The organism is Microbispora triticiradicis, assembly GCF_005864065.1.
Classification (GTDB): Bacteria; Actinomycetota; Actinomycetes; order Streptosporangiales; family Streptosporangiaceae; genus Microbispora; species Microbispora triticiradicis.
Window position 1 is genome coordinate 157,091 of the sequence record NZ_VANP01000014.1, and the last position, 21,922, is coordinate 179,012.

A 21,922-nucleotide genomic window follows, 5' to 3' on the forward strand; every position below is an offset into this window, starting at 1 on the left:
GTCCACGACCCGTCGGGCACGACCTAAGACCCAGGTGATAACCCGTATGTCTAGCGTCGCAGCCGTGGCACTTCTCGGGTGGCTGAAACCGCAGCGGGCGCGATTCCGGGTCGCCGCGCTCGTCGTCGCCGCGCTCGGCGTGACCGCCCTGACCCTGCACACCCAGCGGCCCGCCGAAGTGCGCGTGGAGAGCGCCTTCGTCGAGGTTCCCGCCGGGCCCGGCGCGTCCGGGCAGGTGAGCCTGGACACCAGCCTCTACCTGCCGACGCGCACCCCCGCGCCCGCGGTCCTGCTGGCCCACGGGTTCGGCGGCGACAAGCACAGCGTGGACGCCGAGGCGTACGAACTGGCCGAGGCCGGGTTCGTCGTGCAGACCTACACGGCGCGCGGCTTCGGCCGCAGCGGCGGGCGGATCGGCCTGAACGACCCCGATCTGGAGGTCGCCGACGCGCGGCGGCTGCTCGACCGGCTGGCCCGCAGGGCCGATGTGCTCAAGGACGGCCCCGGCGACCCCAAGGTGGCGGTCTCCGGGGCGTCGTACGGCGGAGCGCTGTCCCTGCTGCTGGCCGGGCTCGACCGCCGGATCGACGCGCTCGTCCCGGTGATCACCTACAACGACCTGATGCAGGCGCTGCTGCCGAACTCGGCCGGCGCCCCGGCGGCGGCCACGCCGTCCGCGACGGCCTTCGCCGCGGGCGGCGTATTCAAGAGCTCGTGGGCCGGCTGGCTGTACTCGATGGGCTTCGGCAGCGATCCGGGTGGCGGGGGCGGGCAGTTCGGCGACTCCCCCCAGTGCGGCCGGTTCACGCCGGAGATCTGCCGCGCCTACACCGAACTGGCCACCACGGGCACGCCGACCCCGGCGTTGGAGCGGCTGCTGCACCGGCTCTCGCCCACGTCGGTGGTGGGCCGCATCACCGCGCCGACCCTGCTGGTGCAGGGCGAGCAGGACACGCTGTTCGGGCTCGACCACGCCGACGTCACCGCGCGTCAGATCGCCCGCGCGGGCACCTCGGTGCAGATGGTGTGGTACGCGGGCGGCCACGACGGCGACCGTCCCGACGCCGCGCTGCGGGCGCGCATCGCGGACTGGCTGCGCCTGCGGCTGCTCGGCCGGGGGACCGATCCCTTCGGTCCCTTCGAATACCAGGTGCAGGGCTCGATCCGGCCGGACGGATCGGCGGCGGTGCGCACCGTGCGGGCCCGCGCCTACCCCGGCCTGCTCTCCGGCGCGACCGGAAGCTGGTCCGCCCAGCTCATCGGCGGCGAGCAGACGATCGTCAACCCGCCGGGAGGCCAGCCGGCCGCCGTGAGCGGCATCCCCGGCCTGAACGGCTACCTGTCGCGCACGCCGTGGCTCGCCTCGATGGTCGGCATGGACCTGCCCGGGCAGTCGGCGAAGTTCTCCACCGCCGCGCTGAAGGCGCCGCTGCTGGTGGCCGGCGCGCCCACCGTACGGCTGCGGGTCTCCGCCGTCGGCGCGCCGGGGGACGGCGCGCTGTTCGTCAAGCTGTACGACAAGGGCCCCGACGGGACCAGGACTCTGCCCGGAAACGGGGTCGCGGCCGTCCGGCTGCCGTCGCTGCCCGCCGACGGATCCCCCGTCGAGGTGAACGTGAGCCTGCCCGGCATCGTCCACTCCGCGGTGAGCGGGCACGAGCTGGAGCTGACCGTGGCGACCACGGACCAGACGTACCGCCCGTCGACCGCCCCGGCGGTCTACCGGGTGGCAGTGATCGGCGCGCTGCGGGCGCCCGTCGTGCCGGGCACGGCGATGGAGACGGCCTGGCCGGTCGGCAAACTCCTCGGCATCGCCGCCGTCCTCGGTGTGGGACTGCTGCTGAGCGTGCTCGCGGGCGTGCGCCGTCGCCAGCCCGACTTCGATCCCGCGCTGGCCGGCACCCCGCTGGTGGTCGAAGGGCTGACGAAGAGCTACCCCGGCGGGGTGAAGGCGGTGGACGGACTGTCCTTCCGCGTCGGGCGCGGCCAGGTCCTCGGCCTGCTCGGGCCGAACGGCGCGGGCAAGACCACGACCCTGCGCATGCTGCTCGGGCTGGTGACGCCCACGGCGGGCACCGTGCGGGTCTTCGGGCACCGGGTCACGTCCGGCGCTCCGGTGCTGTCGCGGATCGGGGCCTTCGTGGAGGGCGCCGGCTTCCTCCCGCACCTGTCGGGGGCCGAGAACCTGCGCCTCTACTGGGCGGCAACCGGCCGGCCGGCCGCCGAGGCCCGGCTGGACGAGGCGCTGGACATCGCCGGCCTGGGCGACGCCGTGGAGCGCAGGGTGCGCACCTACAGCCAGGGCATGCGGCAGCGGCTGGCCATCGCGCAGGCCATGCTGGGGCTGCCGGATCTGCTGGTGCTCGACGAGCCCACCAACGGTCTCGACCCTCCGCAGATCCACCACCTGCGCGGGGTGCTCCGGCGGTACGCCGCGACCGGCCGTACGGTGGTCGTCTCATCGCATCTGCTGGCGGAGGTCGAGCAGACCGCGAACCGGGTGGTGGTCATCCACCGGGGCCGCGTGATCGCCGACGACGCCGTGGGCGCCATCACGGCGGGCTCGGGGGAGACCGGATTCGCCGTGGACCGCCCGGACGTCGCCGCCGGTCTGCTCCGCGCGGTGCCCGGCGTGTCCGACGTACGCGTCGAGGAGGGCACCGTGTACGCCAACCTCGACGGCGTCGCCCGTGGGGAGACCGTGCAGCGGCTGGTTCTCGCGGGTGTGGCCGTCGACCGGGTGGCGCCGCGGCAACGGCTGGAGGAAGCCTTCCTGCGGCTCGTCCAGGAGGAATCGTGAGGAGTGTAACCCGGTGACCGCTCCGGAACGCGAGGCGACGACCACCCGCCAGGATGTGACCAGGCAGGACGCGGGCGGTCCGGTCCGCGACGCGCCGCCGTACGACGGAGACGCGGCGACGACCGGCCAGAACACGGCCCCTCGCACCGGCCGCGACGTCGGCCAGAACTCCGACCGCGACACGGGCCGGAGCGCGGGCCAGAACATCGGCCCGGGCCCGGGCACCGGCCGCACCACCGGCCGGAGCGCGGGCGGGGACCTCGGCGCCGCCTTCGGCGCTTCCAACGGTGCGTCGACCGGCGCGGACAGCGAGGCCGGTGCGGACGTCGGGGGCGGTGCGGACGCCAGGACCGGCGCGGCGGCGGGATACCGGCCGCGGGGAACCCTCCGCGTCCTGGTCGAGCTGCGCAGGCAGTGGCGCCGCAGACGCACCCAGCTTGTCTTCGCACTGATCGCGCTGCTGCCGCTCGTGCTGGTCGCGGCCTTCGAGATCGGCGGGCAGGACCCGGCGCGCAGCGCGGTGACCTACGCCGACCTCGCGGTCACGAGCGGCCCGAACTTCGTCGTCTTCACCCTCTACCTGGCGGGTTCGCTGCTGCTGCCGGTCGTGGTCGCGCTGTTCTTCGGCGACGCGGTCGCGAGCGAGGCGTCATGGTCGAGCCTGAAATACCTGCTGGCGATCCCCGTGCCCCGGCTCCGGCTGCTGCGCCAGAAGGCCGTGACGGCAGCGCTGCTCTCCCTCCTCGCGCTCGGCCTGCTGCCCGTGGTGGCGCTGATCGCCGGCGTGATCTGGTACGGCCCGGGCGACGCGACCAGCCCGGCCGGCGACGCGGTCCCCTTCGGCCGCAGCGTGGTCATGCTGGCGGTCGCCGTGGGCTACACCGTGGTGCAGCTCGCCTGGGTGGGGGCCCTCGCGCTCTGGCTGTCGGTGACCGTCGACGCCCCGCTCGGAGCGGTCGGCGGCGCCGCACTGGCGTCGGTGCTCTCCCAGATCCTGGACCAGATCACCGCACTGGGGTCCTTCCGCGACCTGCTGCCCACCCACCACGCCTGGGCGTGGATCGGCCTGTTCGCCACCGACGCCGACGTGACCGGCATGGCCGACGGCCTGCTGGTCTCGCTGGTGTACGCGCTGGTCTTCGGCGTACTCGCCGCCTACCGGTTCAGCCGTAAGGACATCACGACCTGACCACCAGGCGAGGCAGCGTCAGAGCCGCCTTCAGGGACGGTGTGCGACGCGGGCGCCAGGGGCGGGCGCGAAGAGCGCCGCCACAGGCAGCGTCAGAGGCGCCTTCGAGGGCGCCTTGCGAGGGCGGCTTGAGAAGCCGGCGTCAGAAGGACGACTGGGAAACGCTTGGAAGACGCCTGGGGAATGGTCAGGCGGTGGCGCCGAGCCCTTCGCCGAACCCTTCTCCGATGGTGTCGTTGAGGCGGCGCAGCGGCGAGACGCGGGCGGCGCTCCGGCGGTGCCAGACGAGCCCGCCGCCGTCGCGCCTGTCCGGACTGACCACGCGGACGACCCGGGCCAGCAGGATCGTGTGGTCGCCGCCGTCCAGCGCGCCGGCCGGCTCACAGCTCACGCGCAGCCGTACGTCGGTCAGCTCCGGCGCCAGGCCGGGGTGGACGTCCAGGCCGCGGAACCTGTCGACGGGCGAGGCGAACCGCAGGGCCAGATCCTGCTGGCCGGGTTCGAGCACGTGCAGGCACAGCTCCCGCGCGCCGACGACGGCGTCATGGCTCAGGTTGGCCCGGTTCAGGCAGACGAGCAGCATGGGCGGAGACAGGGAGACCGAGCACACGGCGTTCACGGTCAGGCCGCACATCCGGCCGTCCGGCGCGTAGCACGTGAGCACCGTCAGCGGTGCCGCCATCTGCGCCATCGCCTCGCGGAAGGTGTCGCCGTCGACCGACGGGGCGATGTGCGGCAGGGGTGTCGTCCTCGGGTCATCCCGTCGAATGATCACCCTCCGACCGTAACGGGGCTGCCTATCATCCAGCTCTCGCCGCCCTGCGGGAGACGCCCTCCGCGCAGGTCACAGGTCCCGGCGCGAGACCCCGCCCGCGATCAGGCCGTCATCCGCCGCAAGCCGACCGGTGCAGGCCAGCGCAGAGCAGTGCAGTGCAGTGCGGGACGAGAACGTCACGAGAGCACGTCGAGCCTGGGCGCTGGTGCAATTGCATCGCCGGTCCGCCCGCCGCCTGCCGCGCGTGGGCCGGACGTGCCACCCGGAAGCGTCCAGTCGAGGAGATCGCGTCATGACATCGAACCCGCGGAGGCTTCCTGCGCCACCCGCTCCCTCAGAACCGGCGAACTCGGCGCCCGTCCGCCTGCGGTCACGGCGGGGGAGGGCGGCGCGCGCCGGCGCGGCCGTGGCGATGAGCGTGCTGGCGACGGTCGCCGTGCTGCCCGCCGCGGACGCCACCGCGCAGCGCACCGGTGTCCTGGGCGGCCAGACGTCCGGGCCGGTGATCATCGCGCATCGCGGCGCCTCGGCGTACCGGCCCGAACACACCCTCGCCGGGTACGAACTGGCGGTGCGCATGGGGGCGGACTACATCGAGCCGGACCTGGTGCTGACCAAGGACGGCGTCCTGGTGGCCTCGCACTCGCCCGAGATCGGCTCGACGACGGACGTCGCGGACCACCCCGAGTTCGCCGGGCGCATGAAGACCAGGAGCCTCGACGGCTGGGAGATGACCGGCTGGTTCGCCGAGGACTTCACGCTGGCCGAGCTGAAGACCCTGCGCTGCAGGGAGGACGAGCCGTCGATCCGCCAGCACACCACGATCTACGACGGCCACTACCAGATCCCGACGTTCCAGGAGATCATCGACCTGACCCGGCGGCTCTCGCGGGAGCTCGGCCGGGACGTGGGCATGTATCCGGAGACGAAGAACCCCACCTACTACCGCAAGCTCGGCATGCCCATCGAACCCAAGCTCGTCCGCGCGCTGGAGGCCAACGGGCTGAACACGCCGCGGGCCAAGGTGATCGTGCAGTCCTTCGAGGTGGGAAATCTCAAGGAACTCCACAAGCGGCTGCGGGTGCCGTTGATCCAGTTGCTCTACAAGGACGGCGCACCGCCCGACTTCGCCGAGTCCGGCGACCCGCGCACCTACGCCGACCTGGTCACTCCGGCCGGACTGCGGGAGATCGCCACCTACGCCGCCGGCATCGGCCCGGACAAGGACATGGTCATCGGACGGAACCCGGACGGCACGCTGGGCCAGGCCACCAACCTGGTCCGGGACGCCCACCGCGCGGGCCTCGTGGTGCACGCGTACACGTTCCGCGCCGAGAACGACACCCTGCCGAAGGACTTCCGGTCGTCGGACCGGGACGGCGACTACGGCGACCTGTTCGGCGAGCTGAAGAGGTTCTTCGCCGCGGGCGTCGACGGAGTCTTCACCGACAACACCGACATCGGCGTCGCGGCACGCGCCGAACGCTGACCCGCCGCCCGTCCCTGCCGCCCGTCCCCGCCGTACGGCGCCGCGCGAACAGCGCCGTACGGATCGGGGGCGGACCTCTCGTGACGTGCCGGGATGGCGGTAACCCGGACGGAGCCCCGCGCGGATCGGGGAATCTACGGGTGGATCGTCAGGAAAGGGGCACCGCGGCCGTGCGGCGCTTTCTCAGGTCGCAGGGAGAAATGCCGGGTTCGGGGAAACGGCGTGGCGGCCCGCGGGCGACGATGAACCGGGTGAGGCGTCAGGGCGATTGTCCGCGCCGCACGCGAATGGAGGCGCCGAACACGCGGAGGGTCGCGTGGGCCAGGAGGGTCGATGCGGTGTCCTGCCCAGATTCGCGAACAAGGCGCGTGGCATGGGGAGAACCGCGAGGAGGGAGGGAGAGGCTTTGGGTGAATCCTGGACCGACTTCAGCCGATCACACGTGCGCGGTGCCGTTCGAGCCGGCGAAGGCGAGATCCCGCCGCCGCGGCGCGCTCACCGTCACTTCGAGCAGCATGTGCTCTATGTCGAGTTCTCCTTCCCGCACCGTCCGGTCGGCCAGCAGGCGCAGGCTGCGGTCGCCGTCCCCGGCGCCCCGCAGGAGGGCCACCAGATCGCCGCGGGTGCTGAAATGAATGAGTGCGACGCCGTCCGGGGTGAGCCAGTTCGGCACTTCCTGGAGAAATCGGCGGTGCGCTTGGTAACCCGCGTCGACGTACGCCCGGTCGTGCATGTTGGCGTATTCGAATCCGGGCGGGGCCAGCACGTAATTCGAACTCCAGAAAACGAGGTCGAAGCGCTCGCCTTCCCCAAGTGACGTGAACAGGTCGCTGCATCGGGCGTCCACCCGGTCGGCCACACCGTGGCGCGTGGCGTTCATCGCCGTGTTGCGGGCCGCCTCCGGGTTGATGTCGAGCGCCACGACGTGCGCGCACCCGGCCAGCGCGGCCGACACGGAGATCAGTCCGGTGCCCGATCCCATTTCGAGAAGGGAGCCCCAGCGGGGAACGTCCGGGTCTTCCACGAGTCCCAGGAATCCCATCGCGATCTGAGTCGAAGGAGAATAGATCGGAGCGAAAACCTCGGGCAGGAGGTCCCATTCGCGGTCGTACATGCTGAACACGCTCGGACGGTCGGTTCGTGTTCGCGAGCGCTGACTTCGTTCTAGTGAACGTAAGTAACTCTTTGCCTCCAGGGTCACGTTGTTTCTCTCCCTCCTTGTCGGCAATACGGCTTATGCTAACTTTCACCCGGTGAGGGGAGGCCGGGAAAGGTTGTGGCACAACACACTTTCCGGTCTCGGATGGTGACGGAGTCACCGTGTCGCCCGATGGCGGGAACCCGGGAGCGGGCGAGGCGGCGGCGCTGAACAGGAGGCAGGCAGGGGTGTTCGCCGGGGTCACGAGGCGGCCGGCGGCAGTTATGATCACCTCAACCGGACCTGGCGGCGGCGATGGAAGCGCCATCCGCCAGTCGATCCGACGCGTGGTTAAGGTCCGTGTCAACTTGACATCTAGTTGACATGTAGGACCGTAAGGACGGACATTTCGCCTATCGAGTGACCAGCCTGCACCCTCGTGCCCGGCCTCCATCACCCCCAGGAAAGGGCCCTGCTGTGACGACGAGTCAACGGGTTATACTCGCCGTTTCGTCCCCGTGTCCGCCACACGGGCTCCTCCGCCACCCCCGCACGGACGGTCGCGAGCCCCGCCAGTTTCCCGATTGCGAGGCGATGTATGGCTGACACGCTGTCCTTTCTCGAACTCCTGGCGCGGGAGGGGTCGCCGGACGAGTTCGAGATGGTCGTGGCCGTGGCACGGAGAAACGGGGTGACCGGTGAAGGGCTCGAGGAACTGGAGCGGGCCAAGCGCCTGAGCCTCGCGGTGCACGCCCAGCTCGAACGGCACCAGCAGCGTGAGGGGACCTTCGCGACGCTCGTCGACACGGCCAGGGAGCTCGCCAAGCCGCCGGATCTCGACGTCCTGCTCAACGTGACGACGAGGCGGGCGCGGCTGCTGCTGCGCGTGGACATGGCCTACATCGGCATGCCGGACGACGACCTGAAGGAGGTGTGCATCCGCGCGGCGGACGGCCACACCTCGATGCTCAGCGTCGGACTGCGGCTGCCGAACACCGGGGGCGTCGGGCGCAAGGTGCTCACCGACAGCCTGCCGTTCTGGACCCCCGACTACCTGGTGGACCAGCGTTTCGTGCACAGCGAGCGGACCGACGAGGTCGTGCGGGCGGAGGGGCTGCACGCGATCATGGCCGCGCCGCTGGTGTACGAGAAGGCGCCGTTCGGCATCCTGTACGTCGGCGACCGGAACGTCCGCCACTTCAAGGTGGACGAGATCTCGCTGCTGAGCTCGCTGGCGAGCCTCGCCAGCGCCATGATCGAGAAAGCCCGGTGGCTGGAGGTGGCCACCGGCCGGGCGGAGTCGCTGCGCATCCGGGTGGAGGAGGCGGAGAGCCAGCTCGGCAGCCTGGCGGACCTCGCCGAGGTGCATCAGGGGCTCATGGACATGGCCCTCTCCGGAGGGAACTTCCAGACGCTGGCCGAGGAGGCCGGGCACCGCCTGCGGGCCTCGGTCCAGTTGCGGGCCGCGGACGGCGCGGTCCTGGCCACGGCGGGACGGCTGCCGGAACGCGAGGACCTCGTCCTGCTGGCCCGGATGAACGCGCACGCCGCGCGGGAGCCGTTCTACCTGGAGGGCATGTGGGCGGCGCCGGTCCTCGCCGGCGACGGACACCTCGGCACCCTGCTGGTGTTCCCCACGGAGCCGCTGGACGAATGGGCGCGGCGGCTGCTCGGCATCGTCGCGCAGGTCGCCGCGGTGCTCGTGCTGCTGGACCGCAAACCGGGCATGCTTGAGGCGGGCGACCGTGGCGAACTGCTCGACGACCTCCTCGCCAACCCCCCGCGTCCGGCCCAGCGGCTACGCAAGCGGGCCCGGTGGCTCGGCATGGACCTCGACACCGACCACGTCGTCGTGCTGAGCCGTACGGACGGCGCCGCCAGGGGGAAGGCCGCGGTGTGGGCCGCGTCGTACGCCCACAGCATGGGCGGCCTGCACACGGTCAAGAACGGGTGCAACGTGCTGCTGCTCATGGGGTCGGACCCGGGGGAGGCCGCGCGGGCCGTGTCCGCCAAGCTGTCCCCTCTGCTGGACACTCCGGTGACGGTCGCGGCGGCGGGTCCGGTCTCCGACCCCGCGTCGGTCCGGTCCGGGTTCGCCGAGGCGCTGCGCTGTCTGGAGGCCATGACGACCCTCGGGGCCGGCGGCTCCGCGGCCTCGGTCGGCGATCTCGGCTTCCTGGGCGTCCTGCTGGCCGACAGCCCGGACATCGACGGATTCATCGCCGTGGCGATCGGGCCCGTGCTGGAGTACGACCGGCAGCGGTCGACCGAACTGGTCCAGACTCTCGGGGCGTACTTCGAGTCGGGGAGCAGTCCCACGTACGCCGCCGAGAAGCTGCACGTCCACCCCAACACCGTGTCCCGTCGTCTGGAACGCATCGGCGAGCTGCTCGGCCCGGGCTGGCAGGACACCGAGCGTTCCCTGGACATCCAGCTGGCGCTCCGGCTCGTGCGCCTACGCCACCTGCTCGGTGGTTCCATCACACCCGGCACCGGGAGGGAAGGCGGGTGAGCCGCGCGCCGCGGTCCTGTCCCGCTCGGTGAGGACCGAGACGGCGCAGGCGGCCGAGGCCAGCGTGGTGTGGCGGTGCCATCCGGAGAACGACCGGCCGGTGAAGTCCCTCATCCCCACGTCGTCGGATACGTCGGCGAAGTCCTCGTCGACGAGCCGAAGCAGCCGGGTCAGCCTGACCAGCGTGGTGAGATCCGGCGTGTTCAGGTTGGTGAGCCACAGCTCGCCCGGCCGTGCCTCGCCGATTCCGGAGATCCCCAGGAGGAGCAGCTCCCGGTCGTGGCCGCCCGTGTCGGCGGTCCCGCCGGCCCTGCTCACCGGAACTCCACCCGGCCGCGCGGCGCGGGGCCGTACAACCCCCGACTGTACGGCCCCGGCCGGTAAGGCCCCCGAATTCAGGGCCCCGGCATTCGAGGCCCCCGGATTCGGAACATGGGGGGCGGTGCCTCCGTCGTGGCGGTGCGGCGCCACGACGGAGGCCGTGGCCACCAGGCGGGTGTGCCGCCCGGGGTCGGTGTCCGGCATCTCGACGCGGCGCCGGGTGTGCCGCGCCGCCGACATGATCTGCCGGGCGGAGAGGGCACGCGCCCGGCCGGGAAGGCAGAGCTGCTGATCGCCGTCGATCCTGGCGAGCAGCGGGACGCCGGCGTCGCCGAGCCCCCGCGCGAGAACGTGGACGTCGAGCTCCCGCGCGTCGAGCACGACCGGCCGCACGGGCAGGTCCCACGCCGACAGGTCCAGGAAGGCGTTCACCGCGCAGCCGGACGGCGTGTCGGCGGCGGCGCCCTCGGGAATGGCGGCCCGGCTGCGCCGCCGCTTGTCGTCCAGCCACGCCTCCGGCAGGTGCAGTCTCCAGTTCACCGGGCTGCACAGCTGCTCGGACGCCAGCCACACGCCCATGGCCAGCTGGGCCGTGCCCACCTGGCCGAGACCGGGGAAGAAACGCCGGTCCACGCCCACCGAGTGCTCGCCCGCCTTGGGGATGAGCACCGGCCGCACGACCCAGGCCTGTGGCGGGGCGACACCGATCACGTATTCGGCCAGCGCCTGCCGCACCGGCATCCAGTCCCAGGTCGAGTCGCAGACGAAGTGGTGCAGGCTCTGCTCGGTGGCCGGGCCGCCGATCACGCCGGCGATGTTCCTGATCGACTTTCGTCCGGTCGCGGTGAGAAGTCCGTACAGGTAGTCCATTCCCCTGCTGCGCTGGTCGCGGCGGCGAAGAGGCGCGAAGAGCGCCGCGCAGAGCTCGGCGGGCAGGATCTCGTCGGGCAGGATGCGGTCCGGATCTGCGCTGCGCGTGTCGCGCATGGTGGGTCACCCCGGGCGAATGGCGGGCGGACGTGTCGCCTCCACCATCGGCCGCGGGCGCGGCGCGCGCCTAGATGCGCTCGCCCTCATGTGGCCGTCCGCGGTGGTGACGCCGTCACCCCGCGCCCTTTTCGCGCTTCCAGGCCCGAGACCTTCTCGCTCCGGTCACTCGTCCGGAGTGTGGCCGGGCCACCACGGGCGGACGCCGGGCGGGTGTGCGCGTGTGGCACGGTCACCCCGGTGTGTTCCGTACGGCCCGCGGCGGTGGGAGCGGGGCGGCGGCGTGGCCCGCGGTCCGGTGCCGGCCGGTCGGCGGAGGGCCTGGCGGAGACAGTCCCTGGTCACTGTGTGCGGTGGGCCCCAAAGTTGGCTGAAATGGCGATAATCTTGAGAAATCTGCCTTACCACAGACATGACGGATTTTGAGGATATCCGTTGACGACCCCCCAGGCCTCCCGGACGATCCTCCACATACCGGGAAGTTGCCGCACACCAGGACTAAGGGGGGAACACCGTGATACCGCCCTAAGAGATCCGACACCTAACTTTGCCGAGTGCGCGCCTCATCCTGGTGCGCCGCCGGCGCATCCGTTGGTTCGAAGGGACGTTTCCCGTGGCGAAACTCAACGTACTCAGAGCGCAAATAGACAGCCTCGACCGGAAATTGGCGGAAATTATCGCCGAACGTCTCGGGCTGTGTGCTCAGGTGGCTCACGTGAAGTTGGCCGAGGGAATTTCCATGATGCAGCCGGACCGCGTCACCGCAGTTCGTGAAGCCTACGCCGGCCGGGCGCGGGAGCTGGGCGTGTCACCGGACCTTCTGGTCCAGGTGGCCGTTCTCCTCATCGACGAGGCCTGCCGGCTGGAGGCCGGAATCATGGGAACGTCGATCGGACCCCACACCTCTGAACATACCCGGGCAGGCGGAGCTGGAGGCGTAGCCGATGGGACCCGAGTGTAATACCGAGACAGATGAGGGCGAAGTATTCTTTCGAATACTGGGCCCTTTTCAGGTGAGTGTGGGAAATACGGTCGTCAAGCTTGCCAAGAACAGGCAGCTGACCGTTCTCGCGCTTCTGGCGACCGAGGCAAACAAGATCGTGTCGGTGGGGAGAATCATCGACGCGGTCTGGGGGGACGCTTCGCCGATCACGGCGGACAAGCAGATCCAGACCTGTGTGTGGCGGCTGCGTTCGGTCTTCGAGGCGGCCGGCGCGCCCGCGAACATCATCGAGACCACCCAGGGGGGATACCGGCTGCGCCTCGGCGAGTCGGGCCTGGACGCGTGGCTGTTCGAGCGGGCCGTGGCCCGTGGTCGGAGCAGGGTGGAGGACGGTGATCTCGGCGGTGCGGCGGAGGAGTACCGCGCGGCCCTGTCGCTGTTCCGCGGCCAGCCGCTCGCGGAACTCGACAGCGCGGTGATCGAGGCGGTCGCCACCTACTGGGCCGAGCGAAGGCTGTCGGTGCTGGAGGAGTGCCTCGACCTCGAACTCGCCATGGGCAGGCACCGCGAACTGGTGGGTGAGCTCAGGCTGCTCGTGGAGGAGCACCCGCTGCGCGAGCATCTGCGCGCCAAGCTCATGACGGCGCTGTACCTGTCCGACCGGCGCGCCGACGCGCTGGCGGTGTACCGCGCCGGCCGGACCGCGCTGGTCAACAACCTCGGCCTCGATCCCTGCGCGCGCCTGCAGGACCTGCACCGCCGGATCATCTCCGGGCACCCCGTCCCCTCGCCGTTCCCGCAGCGTGCCCGGCACGCGGCGAAGATCCCCGCGCAGCTGCCCGCCGGCGTCGGCGACTTCACCGGCAGGCTCGACCAGGTCGACTGGCTGTGCCGGGAGCTCAACCACGACCGGGCCGACCGGCCGCGGGTCATCGCCCTGGTGGGCCGCGGCGGCGTGGGCAAGACGGCGCTGGCCGTCCACGCGGCACACAAGGTGCGCGACCACTACCCGGACGGGCAGATCCACGCCAACCTGCGCGGCAGCACCGAACCCCGGCAGCCGGCCGACGTGCTCGCCGAGTTCCTGCACGCGCTGGGGGTGCCGCAGCGGAGCGTCCCGCCGGACCTGTCCGGCCGCGCGACGCTGTTCCGCAGCGTCAGCGCCGGGCGCCGCCTGCTCATCCTGCTGGACGACGTGGCGGACTACGAGCAGATCGAGCCGCTGCTGCCCGGTGACCGGGGGAGCGTGGTGCTGTGCACGAGCCAGCCCAGCATGATCCAGGCGCCCGGTGTCGCGATGCGCCGCGTCGAAGGGCTCACCACCGCCGAGGGCGTGCAACTGCTCGCCCAGCTCGTGGGGGCGGAGCGCGTCGCCCAGGAGCCGGAGAGCGCCCGGCTGGTCGTGGAGCGTTGCGGGCACCTGCCGCTGGCGATCCGCGCCGCCGGCGCCCGCCTCAACGCCCGCCCGGCCTACCGGCTCGACCGGTTCGTCGACCGCCTGTCGGACGAGGACCGCAGGATCACCGAGCTGACCTACGGTTCCCTGGACACCGGCGCGCGGCTCGTCGCCTCGGCGGAGCGGCTGCCCGACGTGGCCCGCACGCTGTGGCTGCTGCTGAGCGTCATGAACCTGTCGCACGTGTCGGCCTGGGCGGCGGCCGCGGTCGCCGACCTGTCGGAGGACGAGGCGCAGCGGCTGCTCGACGTCCTGGTCGACCACCAGATGCTCGACGTGGTGAGCGAGGACGGCCTGGGCGGTTCCCGCTACGAGTTCCATTCGCTGGTGCGGATCCGGGCCCGTGCGATCGCGACCGCGGAGCTCGACGCGACGACCCGCGCCAAGGCCCGTGACCGGCTCCTCGACGTGTTCCTGTGGCTGGAGGAGCACGCGCGGGTGGCCCTCCGCTCACCCCGCAACGGGCTGTCGCGTCCCGCGCCGGCCTCGGTGCTGCGCATCGGCCGGACCATCATCCGCGACATCGCCCAGTACGCCGACGTGTGGCTCGCCCAGGAGCGGCCCAACCTCGCCGAACTCCGCGAGCCGCTCGTCGCCACGAGCGTGTGACGATGCCACGGCCGGCGACGACGGTACGGGTGACGACGACCCCGGCCCCCAGGGCGGCCGAGCCGCCGGGGCCGGGGAGGTTCAGCGCTCCGGCGGCGGGTCCAGTTGTTCGGCCAGCCTCCTGGGCGCCAGGTGGCGGTAGCTCTCGGCGAGCAGCTCCGCCACCTCGGACCAGTCCACGTCCTCCTCGACGACCATGCCGACGATGTCGCGGAACCAGGGCGGCCGGAAGAACGGATGGCCGAGGCCGCCCAGGGCGGCCAGTTCCTCCCCGGACGACCGGAACGTCAGCACGACCGCCGGCCCGGACGTGCCGGCCGCCCGCGCGTACGCGGGAGGCCGGCCGTCCTGGACCACGAGCACGTGGGCGAAGGTCTTCCTGCCCACCCGCCACCGCGTGCCCACCCACGCCTGCTCCTCGTACGCCTCGGGCAGACGCAGGCAGGCCTCCCGGAGGCGGGCCACGATCTCGCCGGGAACCTCCGCCGTCAACGCCACTCCGCCTGGGCGAGGATCCCGAGCGCCTCACGCAGGACCTCCACGGCCCTGCCGTACTCGATCATGTCGATGTGCTCCCGATCGGTGTGGTCGAGGCTGGAGTCACCGGGACCGTAGACCGCCATGGGCACCTGCCAGCGGGGCTCCACGATGTTCAGGTCGGCGGTCCCGGTCTTCAGCTTGAGCTTCGGCCGCTCCCCCCGGCGCCGGATGCCGGCGCACAGCGCCCGTACGGCGGGCCCCGCGGGGTCCACCCGCACCGGCGGTGTGCGGTCGTCGACGTACAGCGTCCCGTCCCTCGCGGCGTCGGTGACGAAGCGCTCGAAGGCCGCCAGGTCGAACCCCGGCGGGGTGCGTACGGACACGGTCATCAGCGCCTGCTCGATCGTGCCGGTGATGTCGTTCAGCGTGGGGATGGGACGGTCGAAGGCCCGGTCGCCCGCCCCCACCACCTCGCAGTAGGAGTCGCAGTAGGACCGGACCCGGTCCCAGAAGAGGGCCGCGGCCTCGGTGGCCTTCTCCTCCGGGCTGGCCGTGTGCACCGCCGGCCGGCTGACGTCGTAGCGCATCATGACACGGCCCTTGTAGCCGATGCCGACGCCGGCCCAGCCGTTGGGCTCGCCGACGACGGCCACGTCCGGCCGGAAGGTCTCGGCGAGGTGCTGCGCGCCCTTGCCGAAGGTCTCCTCCTCGACGACCCCCGCCACCACCACCTGCATGCCGCGCAGGTCCGCCGCGGCGGCGGCCGCGATCATCGTGGCGAGCGGCCCCTTGGCGTCCACGGTGCCCCGCCCGTACAGGAGGGAGCCCTCCTGCCGGACCGGGATGTCGCCGGGCACGGTGTCCATGTGACCCATCAACATGATCATAGGCGCGTCGGGGTCGCCCCGCCTGCCGATCACGTTTCCCACCTCGTCGATGTGACTGCGGAATCCCCAATCGGGCAGTTCGCGCGCGAGCAGGGCGGCCAGTTCGGCCTCCTCACCCGTCGGCGACGGCACCTCCACCATCCGGCGCAGCAGGGTCTCGGCCCTGCTCGTCGTACCGCCGGTCACGCTGCTGGTCATCGCGCTCCTTTGACGAGGGTGGTTCCTGCTCCGGCCCGTGCGGCGAGCACCGGCGAGGGACCGCGTCCGTCGCCGAGGACGACATGCGGCACGCCCGCCAGGCACGCCTCGCCCGCGGTCCGCAGTTTGACCTTCATGCGCCCGCCGGCCAGGTCGAGGTACTCGGCGAGGTCCTCGCACGGGATCTCGGCCACCAGGCTGGCGGGGTCGCCGGCGTCCCGCAGGAGCCCCGGCACGTTGGACAGGATGATGAGCCAGTCGGCCTCCAGCGCGACCGCGAGATGCGCGGCGAACCGGTCGGCGTCCACGTTGAGCAGCCCGGACCCGCCGGACCCGGCCTCGGACTCCGGGTCGTACGCGGGCGGCGAGATCACCGGCACGTACCCCGCCGCGAGCAGCGTCCGCGGCAGGTGGGCGTCCACCGCCGAGATCCGCCCCGACAGGTCGTCGCGGACCACCCGCCGGACGCCGTCCACGACGACGTTCGCCGGAGGCGTCCGCCGGGCGGTGACCATCCCGCCGTCGGCTCCCGACAGGCCCACCGCGCGGACGCCGAGCCGGAGCAGCTCGGTCACCAGCGGGGGCTTCAGGCGGCCGAGCATGCCGAGGACGAGCACGTCGAGCGCCGCCGCGTCGGTGTACCGGCTGCGGCGCCCGCCGGGCGCGGTCAGGTACCGCCTCGGGCGGCCGAGCTCGTCCGCGAGCCGGTCGGCCTCGGCGCCGCCGCCGTGGACCACGACCACACTGTCGCCGCGGTCCACCAGCGCGCGGATGTCGGCGCACGCCCGGGACATGTCCGCGCCGAGCGACCCGCCGACCTTGATCACGTACCGTTCAGATCGGGTGGAGTCCGACGAAGTCGAGTCCCGCGGTCTCCTCCCAGTCAGCGGCGATGTTGAGGCACTGGACGGCATTTCCGGCACCTCCCTTCACCAGGTTGTCCAGTGCGGCCACGACCACCAGGTGGTCGCCGCCGGGGGCGAGGGCCAGCCCGATGTCGCAGAAGTTGCTGCCGGCCAGGATCTTCGGTTCCGGCATGCGGTGCAGCGCCGAGCGTTCCCTGATCACACGGACGAACGGCTCCTCGCCGTACGCCTTGCGGTAGACGGCCCACAGTTCCCGTTCGGTGACCGTACGGGAGGGGGTGACGTGGCAGGCGACCTGCACCCCGCGCACCGCCTCGACGGCGGTCACCGACATGTGCGCCGTGATCCCGCACGCCTGCTCGATCTCCGCGGTGTGACGGTGCCCGTGGGGTTTGGCCATCCGCATCGCGCCGCTGCGCTCGGGATGGTGGCTGCCCTCGTCGGGCGTCCGCCCGCCGCCGCTGGATCCCGTGCGGGCGTCGACGACCACCGGGCCGCCGATCAGCCCCTCGGCCGCCAGCGGGTGCAGCGCGAGGATCGCCGCGTTGGCCATGCAGCCGGCCACCGCGATGTGGGTGGCGCCGCGCAGCCCGTCCCGGTTGAGCTCGGGGATGCCGGGCTGGAAGCGGGCCAGCCAGGCGGGGTCGGGCGGCGGCCCGGGGTAGAAGCGCGCCCGCCTCTCCGGGTCGTGGATCCGGAAGTCCGCGCTGAGGTCCACGACCGTCGGCGCGAGCCCCGACCAGCGTTCGACGGAGCGCATCGACGTGCCGTGCGGGGTCGCCAGGAAGACGACGTCGCAGGGCGACAGGTCCTCCTCGCGGGTGAAGCACAGGTCGGTCTGGCCGCGCAGGTTCGGGTGGGAGACCCGCAGGGGACGCCCGGCCTGCCGTTCCGAGGTGACCTGTGCCAGTTCGATGTGCGGATGACGCAGCAGCAGCCGGACGATCTCACCGCCGATGTAGCCGCTGCCGCCGACGACGGCGGCCCTCATGGCGCCAGCGCTCCGAGGACGTGGCCGACGACGAGGTCGGCCAGATCCACCTCGGTCGCCTGGATGAGCCCGTGGAACTCCATGGTGTGGTTCACCTCGGTGACCAGCAGTTCCCCGGTCGCGCGCTCGATCAGGTCCACCGCGAGCATGCCGCCGCCGACCGCCTGGGCCGCCCGCAGCGAGAGCTTCACCAGGTCGTCGGTGAGAGGGCACCGCTCCGTGGACGCGCCGCGGGCGGTGTTGGTGATCCAGTGGCCGGAGCGGCGGTAGACCGCGGCCACCACCTCGTCGCCGAGCACGATCACCCGGAGGTCGCGGCCCGGCTTGTCGATGTACTCCTGCACGTAGAAGACCGAGTGCACCGGCGAGCGCAGCGACTGCTTGTGCTCGATCAGCGCCTCGGCCGCGTCACGGTCGTTGACCTTGGCCAGCAGCCGGCCCCACGAGCCGACGGCCGGTTTGACCACGGCCGGGTAACCGACGCGTTCGATGGCCTCCAGGGCGGCGTCGGGAGTCAGCGCGACGACCGTCACCGGTGTCGGTATCCCGGCGCCGGCCAGCGCCAGCGAGGTGAGGATCTTGTCGCCGCACGTCTCGATCACGGCGCTCGGGTTGAAGACCGGCAGGTTCCCGGCCTCGAACAGGCGCGCCGCGTACAGGCTGCGCGTGTGGGACATGCTCCGGTTGAGCACGCCCCGGTAGCGGCCCGCCACGGGCGCGCCGAGGTCGCCGATCACCCGGCGTTCGTCGATCTGCTCGTACGGCACGCCGCGCCGTTCGAGGGCCTCGAAGATCAAGCGTTCCTCGAGGCGCGTGCGGGTGGTCAGGACGGCGAGCGGACCGTCCTGACCAGCGCTGATTGTCACGTTCTACTCCCCGAAGTCTTCCTCGATCTCCGGCGCGAGCGCGAACTCGGCGGGGTCGAGGGCGATGACCTCGAGCTCCGCCTGGCAGGCCGGGCATACGACGATCGAGGTCACCCGCAGGTCCGAGGACGTCGGTACGGCCTCGGTGCAGTCGGGACAGGTGCTCACTGCGACGGTCATGGAGACTCTCCTTGTTCGGTGCTGATGCGAACATCCGGACGACCACGCAGGACGGACTCGGCCGCGCGGACCACGTGGTCCCGCGACACGCCGCACTGCGCGAGCTGTTCCTCGTGACTGCCGGGCCGGGAGCAGAACGCGTCGCCGACGCCCACGCGCACCACCCGCGCCGGCCGGTGCTCGGCCAGGGTCTCGGCGACCGCGCCGCCGAGCCCGCCGAGCACGGAGTGGTCCTCGACGGTTACGACGCCCGCGGTCGTCTCCGCCGCCTCCACCAGGGCGGCGACGTCCAGCGGCTTGATCGTGTGCATGTTCAGCACGCACGCCTCGATCCCCGCCGCGGCGAGCCTGCGCGCCGCGTCGAGCGCGAACCGTACGGGGAGGGCGCCCGCGGCCACGATCGTCACGTCGCCGCCCGTGCGCAGCCGTACCGCCCGGCCCACGGTGAAGTCGGCGTCATCCGTGTAGACCGGAGGGGTCGGGTTGCGGCCGAGCCTGATGTAGACCGGTCCCGGCAGGTAGGCGGAGGCCCGTACCATGCGGACGGTCTCCGCGGGGTCCGCGGGCGTCATCACGGTCATGTTCGGCAGGCCCCGCATGATCGCGAGGTCCTGCTGGGCGTGGTGCGTGGGGCCGAGGTGGGCGGCGGACAGCCCGGAGTGGGTGCCGACGATCCGCACCGGAAGCGCGTGGTAGGCGACGTCGATCTTGACTTGTTCCAGGGCCCGCGCCGAGGCGAAGGCCGCCATCGTGTTGACGAACGGCAGGACGCCGGTGCTCGCCACGGCCGCCGCCACGGTGATCAGGTTGGCCTCGGCGATGCCCAGGTCGACGTACTGGCCCGGCAGTTCGGCCTCGAACTGCCGCTCCAGCCCGCCCATGTCGGAGTCCAGACACCAGACGCGGCCGTCCGCCCGGGCCAGCTCCAGCAGCGTGGCCCGGTAGGCGGCGCGGTCGGAGTCGGGCGCCGGCGCCCGGGCCGGGGCGCCGCGCTCGCGCGTGGTGGTCATGCCGCGGCTCGCAGCGCGGCCAGGGCCCGCTCGTACGCGTCGGGGCCCAGCTTGGCGAAGTGACTCTGCTTGCGGTGCTCCAGGTGACGCACCCCCCGGCCCTTCACGGTGTCCGCGATGAGCACGGCCGGGCCTCCCGGCGCGGGCGGGGTGCGCAGGGCCGGCACCAGTTCGGCGAAGTCGTGCCCGTCGGCGTGCGACACCTGCCAGCCGAACGCGCGCCACCGGTCGGCCAGGGGCTCCAGCCGCATCCGGTCCTCTGTCGAGCCGTTGATCTGCAACCGGTTCCGGTCGATCACCGCGGTGAGGTTGTCCAGCCGGTAGTGCGCCGCCGACATCGCGGCCTCCCACACCGTGCCCTCCTGCAGTTCGCCATCGCCGAGCAGGACGAACACGCGGTTGGCGCGCCCGGCCCGCTTGGCCGCGAGCGCCAGGCCGACGGCGAGGGACAGGCCGTGGCCGAGCGACCCGGTGGCGAACTCCACCCCCGGGACCGCGGGGGTGGGGTGGGCCATGAGCCTGCCGTCGGGGTGGCCGTAGCTCGCCAGCTCCGAGCGCGGGAAGAAGCCGCGCTCGGCCAGCGTGGAGTACAGCGCGGCGCTGGCGTGCCCCTTGCTCAGCACGAAGTAGTCGCGCCCGGACCAGCGGGGCTCCTGCGGGCGCACCCGCAGGACCTCGAAGTACAGCGCGACGAGGATGTCCGCGGCCGACAGCGACCCCCCTATGTGGGTGCCGACGGCCCCGGCGCCGATGGCCAGCACGTGCTCCCGCACCGCCAGGGCGGTGCGGGACAACGCGGCCGGGTCGACGGCGCCCTCGGGGCTCCGCGCGACGGTCTCGACGGTCATGCGGCCGCTCCGGCGTGCGCGTGACCGACGCCCTTCACCGCCGCCCACGGCGGGGCGTACGGCGCGGACCGCGCGAAGCGGCCGATCACGTCGAGGTTCTCCCAGACCCGCTGGAAGGCGTCGGCGTACTCCTCCAGCGCCGGCCCGGCGTCCGGGTTGAGGTGCATGCGCCGCAGGCACAGGGAGTCCTCGATGACGGCGCAGGTCACCGGGTAGTCGGCCAGGTCGTAACGCTGGGGGTTGACCCCCGGCAGCGACCAGGGGTAGCCCCGGCCGTACGCGTCCTGCTCCTGGAACACCGGCTGACCGGGCAGCGGGATGATCTGGTAGTGCGTCAGCGGCACGCCCTCGGCCAGCAGCGCGCGGCGCAGCGCCTGCCGGAACTGGCCGGGCGTGATGCCGTCCAGCCCCGCGGCCTCCGGGTCGAAGCGGAAGCGCAGCATGTGCCACATGTGGGTGCGGTCGTCCGGCACGGAGGGGAGGACGATGCCGGGCAGCTCGGCGAGCCGGTTCAGGAACACCGGGATGTTCTGCTCACGCCGCACCTGGTAGTCCCAGAAGCGGTCGAGCTGGGCCCGGGTGAAGGCGGCGAGGACCGCGCTGAGCTTGAGGTTCGACCCCCGCGTGGCGGAGACGTAGAGGCGCTCCTCCGTGCTCAGGTCCTCGCCCAGGATGCGCAGGCTGCGGCAGCGCTCGGCGACCCGCTCGTCGTCGGTGACGATCAGCCCGCCCTCCCCGCAGGTCGGGATGCTCTTCTCCACGTTGAGGCTGAAGCAGCCGACGTCACCGATCGAGCCCGCCGTACGGCCGCGGTACTTGCCTCCCTGGGCCTGGACCGCGTCCTCGATGACGTAGAGGTCGTACTTGCGCGCCAGCGCCAGGATCTCGTCCATGTCGGCCGGCAGGCCGCCGAGATGCACCGGGATGATCGCGCGCGTACGGTTCGTGATCTTCGCCTCGATCTGCGTGACGTCGATGTTGAACGACACGGGGTCGATGTCCACGAACACGGGGACGGCGAGCTGGTAGAGGGGAGCCATCGCGGTCGCGACGTAGCTCAGGGCCGGCACGATCACCTCGTCGCCGGGACCGATGCCGAGCGCGGTCAGCGCCAACTCCAGCGCCACCGTGCCGCTGTTGACCGACACCGCGTGACGGGTGTCGCAGAACTCGGCCCATTCGCTTTCCAGCCCGCTGATCTCGGGCTCTTCCTTCGCGCCCACGGTGAATTTCCCGTGGTCGAGCACGCGGAGTACGGCGTCTCGATCAGCCTGCGTCACCACCGGCCATTCCAGTCTGCGGTATTCCGGCCGGACCGCGGGCTTGCCGCCGAACATCGCCAGATCGGCCTTCATTTCTCTCCTTCTGCCGCACCAT

The 21,922-nt window shown here is 72.0% G+C and carries 18 protein-coding genes; 6 read left to right on the top strand and 12 right to left on the bottom strand.

Annotation, left to right across the window (positions count from 1 at the left end):
• Positions 1-64: 64 nt before the first annotated feature.
• Together FED44_RS28900 and FED44_RS28905 are read left to right on the top strand one after the other, a co-directional pair.
• Positions 65-2,800: an alpha/beta fold hydrolase gene (locus FED44_RS28900; RefSeq protein WP_208759240.1), complete on the top strand. Its 2,736-nt coding sequence runs from the start codon at positions 65-67 to the stop codon at positions 2,798-2,800.
• Positions 2,801-2,813: 13 nt separating this feature from the next.
• Complete coding sequence (locus FED44_RS28905; RefSeq protein WP_244302357.1) at positions 2,814-3,989, top strand: ABC transporter permease; 1,176 nt, start codon at positions 2,814-2,816, stop codon at positions 3,987-3,989.
• A gap of 187 nt (positions 3,990-4,176) precedes the next feature.
• Here FED44_RS28905 and FED44_RS28910 read toward each other — a convergent pair whose 3' ends face one another.
• Positions 4,177-4,764, bottom strand: coding sequence for a flavin reductase family protein (locus tag FED44_RS28910; RefSeq protein WP_138462687.1), 588 nt, complete (start codon positions 4,762-4,764; stop codon positions 4,177-4,179).
• A gap of 292 nt (positions 4,765-5,056) precedes the next feature.
• Between FED44_RS28910 and FED44_RS28915 the strand changes: the two genes are divergently transcribed.
• Positions 5,057-6,253 carry a glycerophosphodiester phosphodiesterase gene (locus tag FED44_RS28915; RefSeq protein WP_244302359.1) on the top strand — a complete coding sequence of 399 codons (1,197 nt, stop codon included), beginning with the start codon at positions 5,057-5,059 and terminating at the stop codon, positions 6,251-6,253.
• A gap of 436 nt (positions 6,254-6,689) precedes the next feature.
• On the opposite strand, the gene FED44_RS28920 is transcribed toward FED44_RS28915, so the two are convergent.
• Entirely contained in the window at positions 6,690-7,367 is a 678-nt protein-coding gene (locus tag FED44_RS28920) for a methyltransferase domain-containing protein (RefSeq protein WP_138462715.1), read from the bottom strand.
• Positions 7,368-7,989: 622 nt separating this feature from the next.
• Here FED44_RS28920 and FED44_RS28925 point away from each other — a divergent pair.
• Positions 7,990-9,903: a helix-turn-helix domain-containing protein gene (locus tag FED44_RS28925; RefSeq protein WP_138462688.1), complete on the top strand. Its 1,914-nt coding sequence runs from the start codon at positions 7,990-7,992 to the stop codon at positions 9,901-9,903.
• On the opposite strand, the gene FED44_RS28930 is transcribed toward FED44_RS28925, so the two are convergent.
• Positions 9,847-11,211, bottom strand: coding sequence for an IS701 family transposase (locus FED44_RS28930; RefSeq protein WP_111701498.1), 1,365 nt, complete (start codon positions 11,209-11,211; stop codon positions 9,847-9,849). The two genes, FED44_RS28925 and FED44_RS28930, sit on opposite strands and share 57 nt — an antisense overlap.
• A gap of 613 nt (positions 11,212-11,824) precedes the next feature.
• Here FED44_RS28930 and FED44_RS28935 point away from each other — a divergent pair.
• Both FED44_RS28935 and FED44_RS28940 read left to right on the top strand, forming a co-directional pair.
• Positions 11,825-12,172: a chorismate mutase gene (locus FED44_RS28935; protein WP_167521625.1), complete on the top strand. Its 348-nt coding sequence runs from the start codon at positions 11,825-11,827 to the stop codon at positions 12,170-12,172.
• A 52-nt stretch (positions 12,173-12,224) separates the two neighbouring features.
• Positions 12,225-14,219 carry an AfsR/SARP family transcriptional regulator gene (locus FED44_RS28940; protein WP_165900741.1) on the top strand — a complete coding sequence of 665 codons (1,995 nt, stop codon included), beginning with the start codon at positions 12,225-12,227 and terminating at the stop codon, positions 14,217-14,219.
• A gap of 81 nt (positions 14,220-14,300) precedes the next feature.
• Here FED44_RS28940 and FED44_RS28945 read toward each other — a convergent pair whose 3' ends face one another.
• The 9 genes from FED44_RS28945 to FED44_RS28985 are packed head-to-tail and all read right to left on the bottom strand — an operon-like array spanning position 14,301 to position 21,900.
• On the bottom strand, positions 14,301-14,711 hold the full coding sequence (locus FED44_RS28945) for an MmcQ/YjbR family DNA-binding protein (protein WP_208759242.1): 411 nt from the start codon (positions 14,709-14,711) through the stop codon (positions 14,301-14,303).
• Positions 14,708-15,784 carry a [LysW]-lysine hydrolase gene (locus FED44_RS28950; protein ID WP_138462690.1) on the bottom strand — a complete coding sequence of 359 codons (1,077 nt, stop codon included), beginning with the start codon at positions 15,782-15,784 and terminating at the stop codon, positions 14,708-14,710. Before FED44_RS28950 ends, FED44_RS28945 begins: the two co-directional genes overlap by 4 nt.
• Entirely contained in the window at positions 15,781-16,611 is an 831-nt protein-coding gene (locus tag FED44_RS28955) for a [LysW]-aminoadipate kinase (RefSeq protein ID WP_111701493.1), read from the bottom strand. Before FED44_RS28955 ends, FED44_RS28950 begins: the two co-directional genes overlap by 4 nt.
• A gap of 7 nt (positions 16,612-16,618) precedes the next feature.
• Positions 16,619-17,641, bottom strand: coding sequence for an N-acetyl-gamma-glutamyl-phosphate reductase (gene argC / locus FED44_RS28960; protein ID WP_111701492.1), 1,023 nt, complete (start codon positions 17,639-17,641; stop codon positions 16,619-16,621).
• On the bottom strand, positions 17,638-18,507 hold the full coding sequence (lysX, locus tag FED44_RS28965) for a lysine biosynthesis protein LysX (protein ID WP_111701491.1): 870 nt from the start codon (positions 18,505-18,507) through the stop codon (positions 17,638-17,640). Before lysX ends, argC begins: the two co-directional genes overlap by 4 nt.
• A 3-nt stretch (positions 18,508-18,510) precedes the next feature.
• A complete protein-coding gene (locus FED44_RS28970) occupies positions 18,511-18,687 on the bottom strand; it encodes a lysine biosynthesis protein LysW (protein WP_111701490.1) in 177 nt (58 codons plus the stop codon).
• Entirely contained in the window at positions 18,684-19,697 is a 1,014-nt protein-coding gene (locus tag FED44_RS28975) for a transketolase family protein (protein WP_138462691.1), read from the bottom strand. The genes FED44_RS28970 and FED44_RS28975 overlap by 4 nt, the downstream gene beginning before the upstream one ends.
• Positions 19,694-20,545, bottom strand: a complete 852-nt coding sequence (locus tag FED44_RS28980) for a transketolase (protein ID WP_111701488.1) — start codon at positions 20,543-20,545, stop codon at positions 19,694-19,696. Before FED44_RS28980 ends, FED44_RS28975 begins: the two co-directional genes overlap by 4 nt.
• Positions 20,542-21,900: a DegT/DnrJ/EryC1/StrS family aminotransferase gene (locus FED44_RS28985; protein WP_111701487.1), complete on the bottom strand. Its 1,359-nt coding sequence runs from the start codon at positions 21,898-21,900 to the stop codon at positions 20,542-20,544. Before FED44_RS28985 ends, FED44_RS28980 begins: the two co-directional genes overlap by 4 nt.
• Positions 21,901-21,922 lie beyond the last annotated feature (22 nt).

Excerpts from the sequence above, each read along its gene's own strand:
- FED44_RS28915 (WP_244302359.1), top strand. The coding sequence starts at position 5,057 with ATGACATCGAACCCGCGGAGGCTTCCTGCGCCACCCGCTCCCTCAGAA.
- FED44_RS28920 (WP_138462715.1), bottom strand. The coding sequence starts at position 7,367 with ATGTACGACCGCGAATGGGACCTCCTGCCCGAGGTTTTCGCTCCGATC.
- FED44_RS28925 (WP_138462688.1), top strand. The coding sequence starts at position 7,990 with ATGGCTGACACGCTGTCCTTTCTCGAACTCCTGGCGCGGGAGGGGTCG.
- FED44_RS28930 (WP_111701498.1), bottom strand. The coding sequence starts at position 11,211 with ATGCGCGACACGCGCAGCGCAGATCCGGACCGCATCCTGCCCGACGAG.
- FED44_RS28950 (WP_138462690.1), bottom strand. The coding sequence starts at position 15,784 with ATGACCAGCAGCGTGACCGGCGGTACGACGAGCAGGGCCGAGACCCTG.
- argC (WP_111701492.1), bottom strand. The coding sequence starts at position 17,641 with ATGAGGGCCGCCGTCGTCGGCGGCAGCGGCTACATCGGCGGTGAGATC.
- FED44_RS28970 (WP_111701490.1), bottom strand. The coding sequence starts at position 18,687 with ATGACCGTCGCAGTGAGCACCTGTCCCGACTGCACCGAGGCCGTACCG.
- FED44_RS28975 (WP_138462691.1), bottom strand. The coding sequence starts at position 19,697 with ATGACCACCACGCGCGAGCGCGGCGCCCCGGCCCGGGCGCCGGCGCCC.
- FED44_RS28980 (WP_111701488.1), bottom strand. The coding sequence starts at position 20,545 with ATGACCGTCGAGACCGTCGCGCGGAGCCCCGAGGGCGCCGTCGACCCG.
- FED44_RS28985 (WP_111701487.1), bottom strand. The coding sequence starts at position 21,900 with ATGAAGGCCGATCTGGCGATGTTCGGCGGCAAGCCCGCGGTCCGGCCG.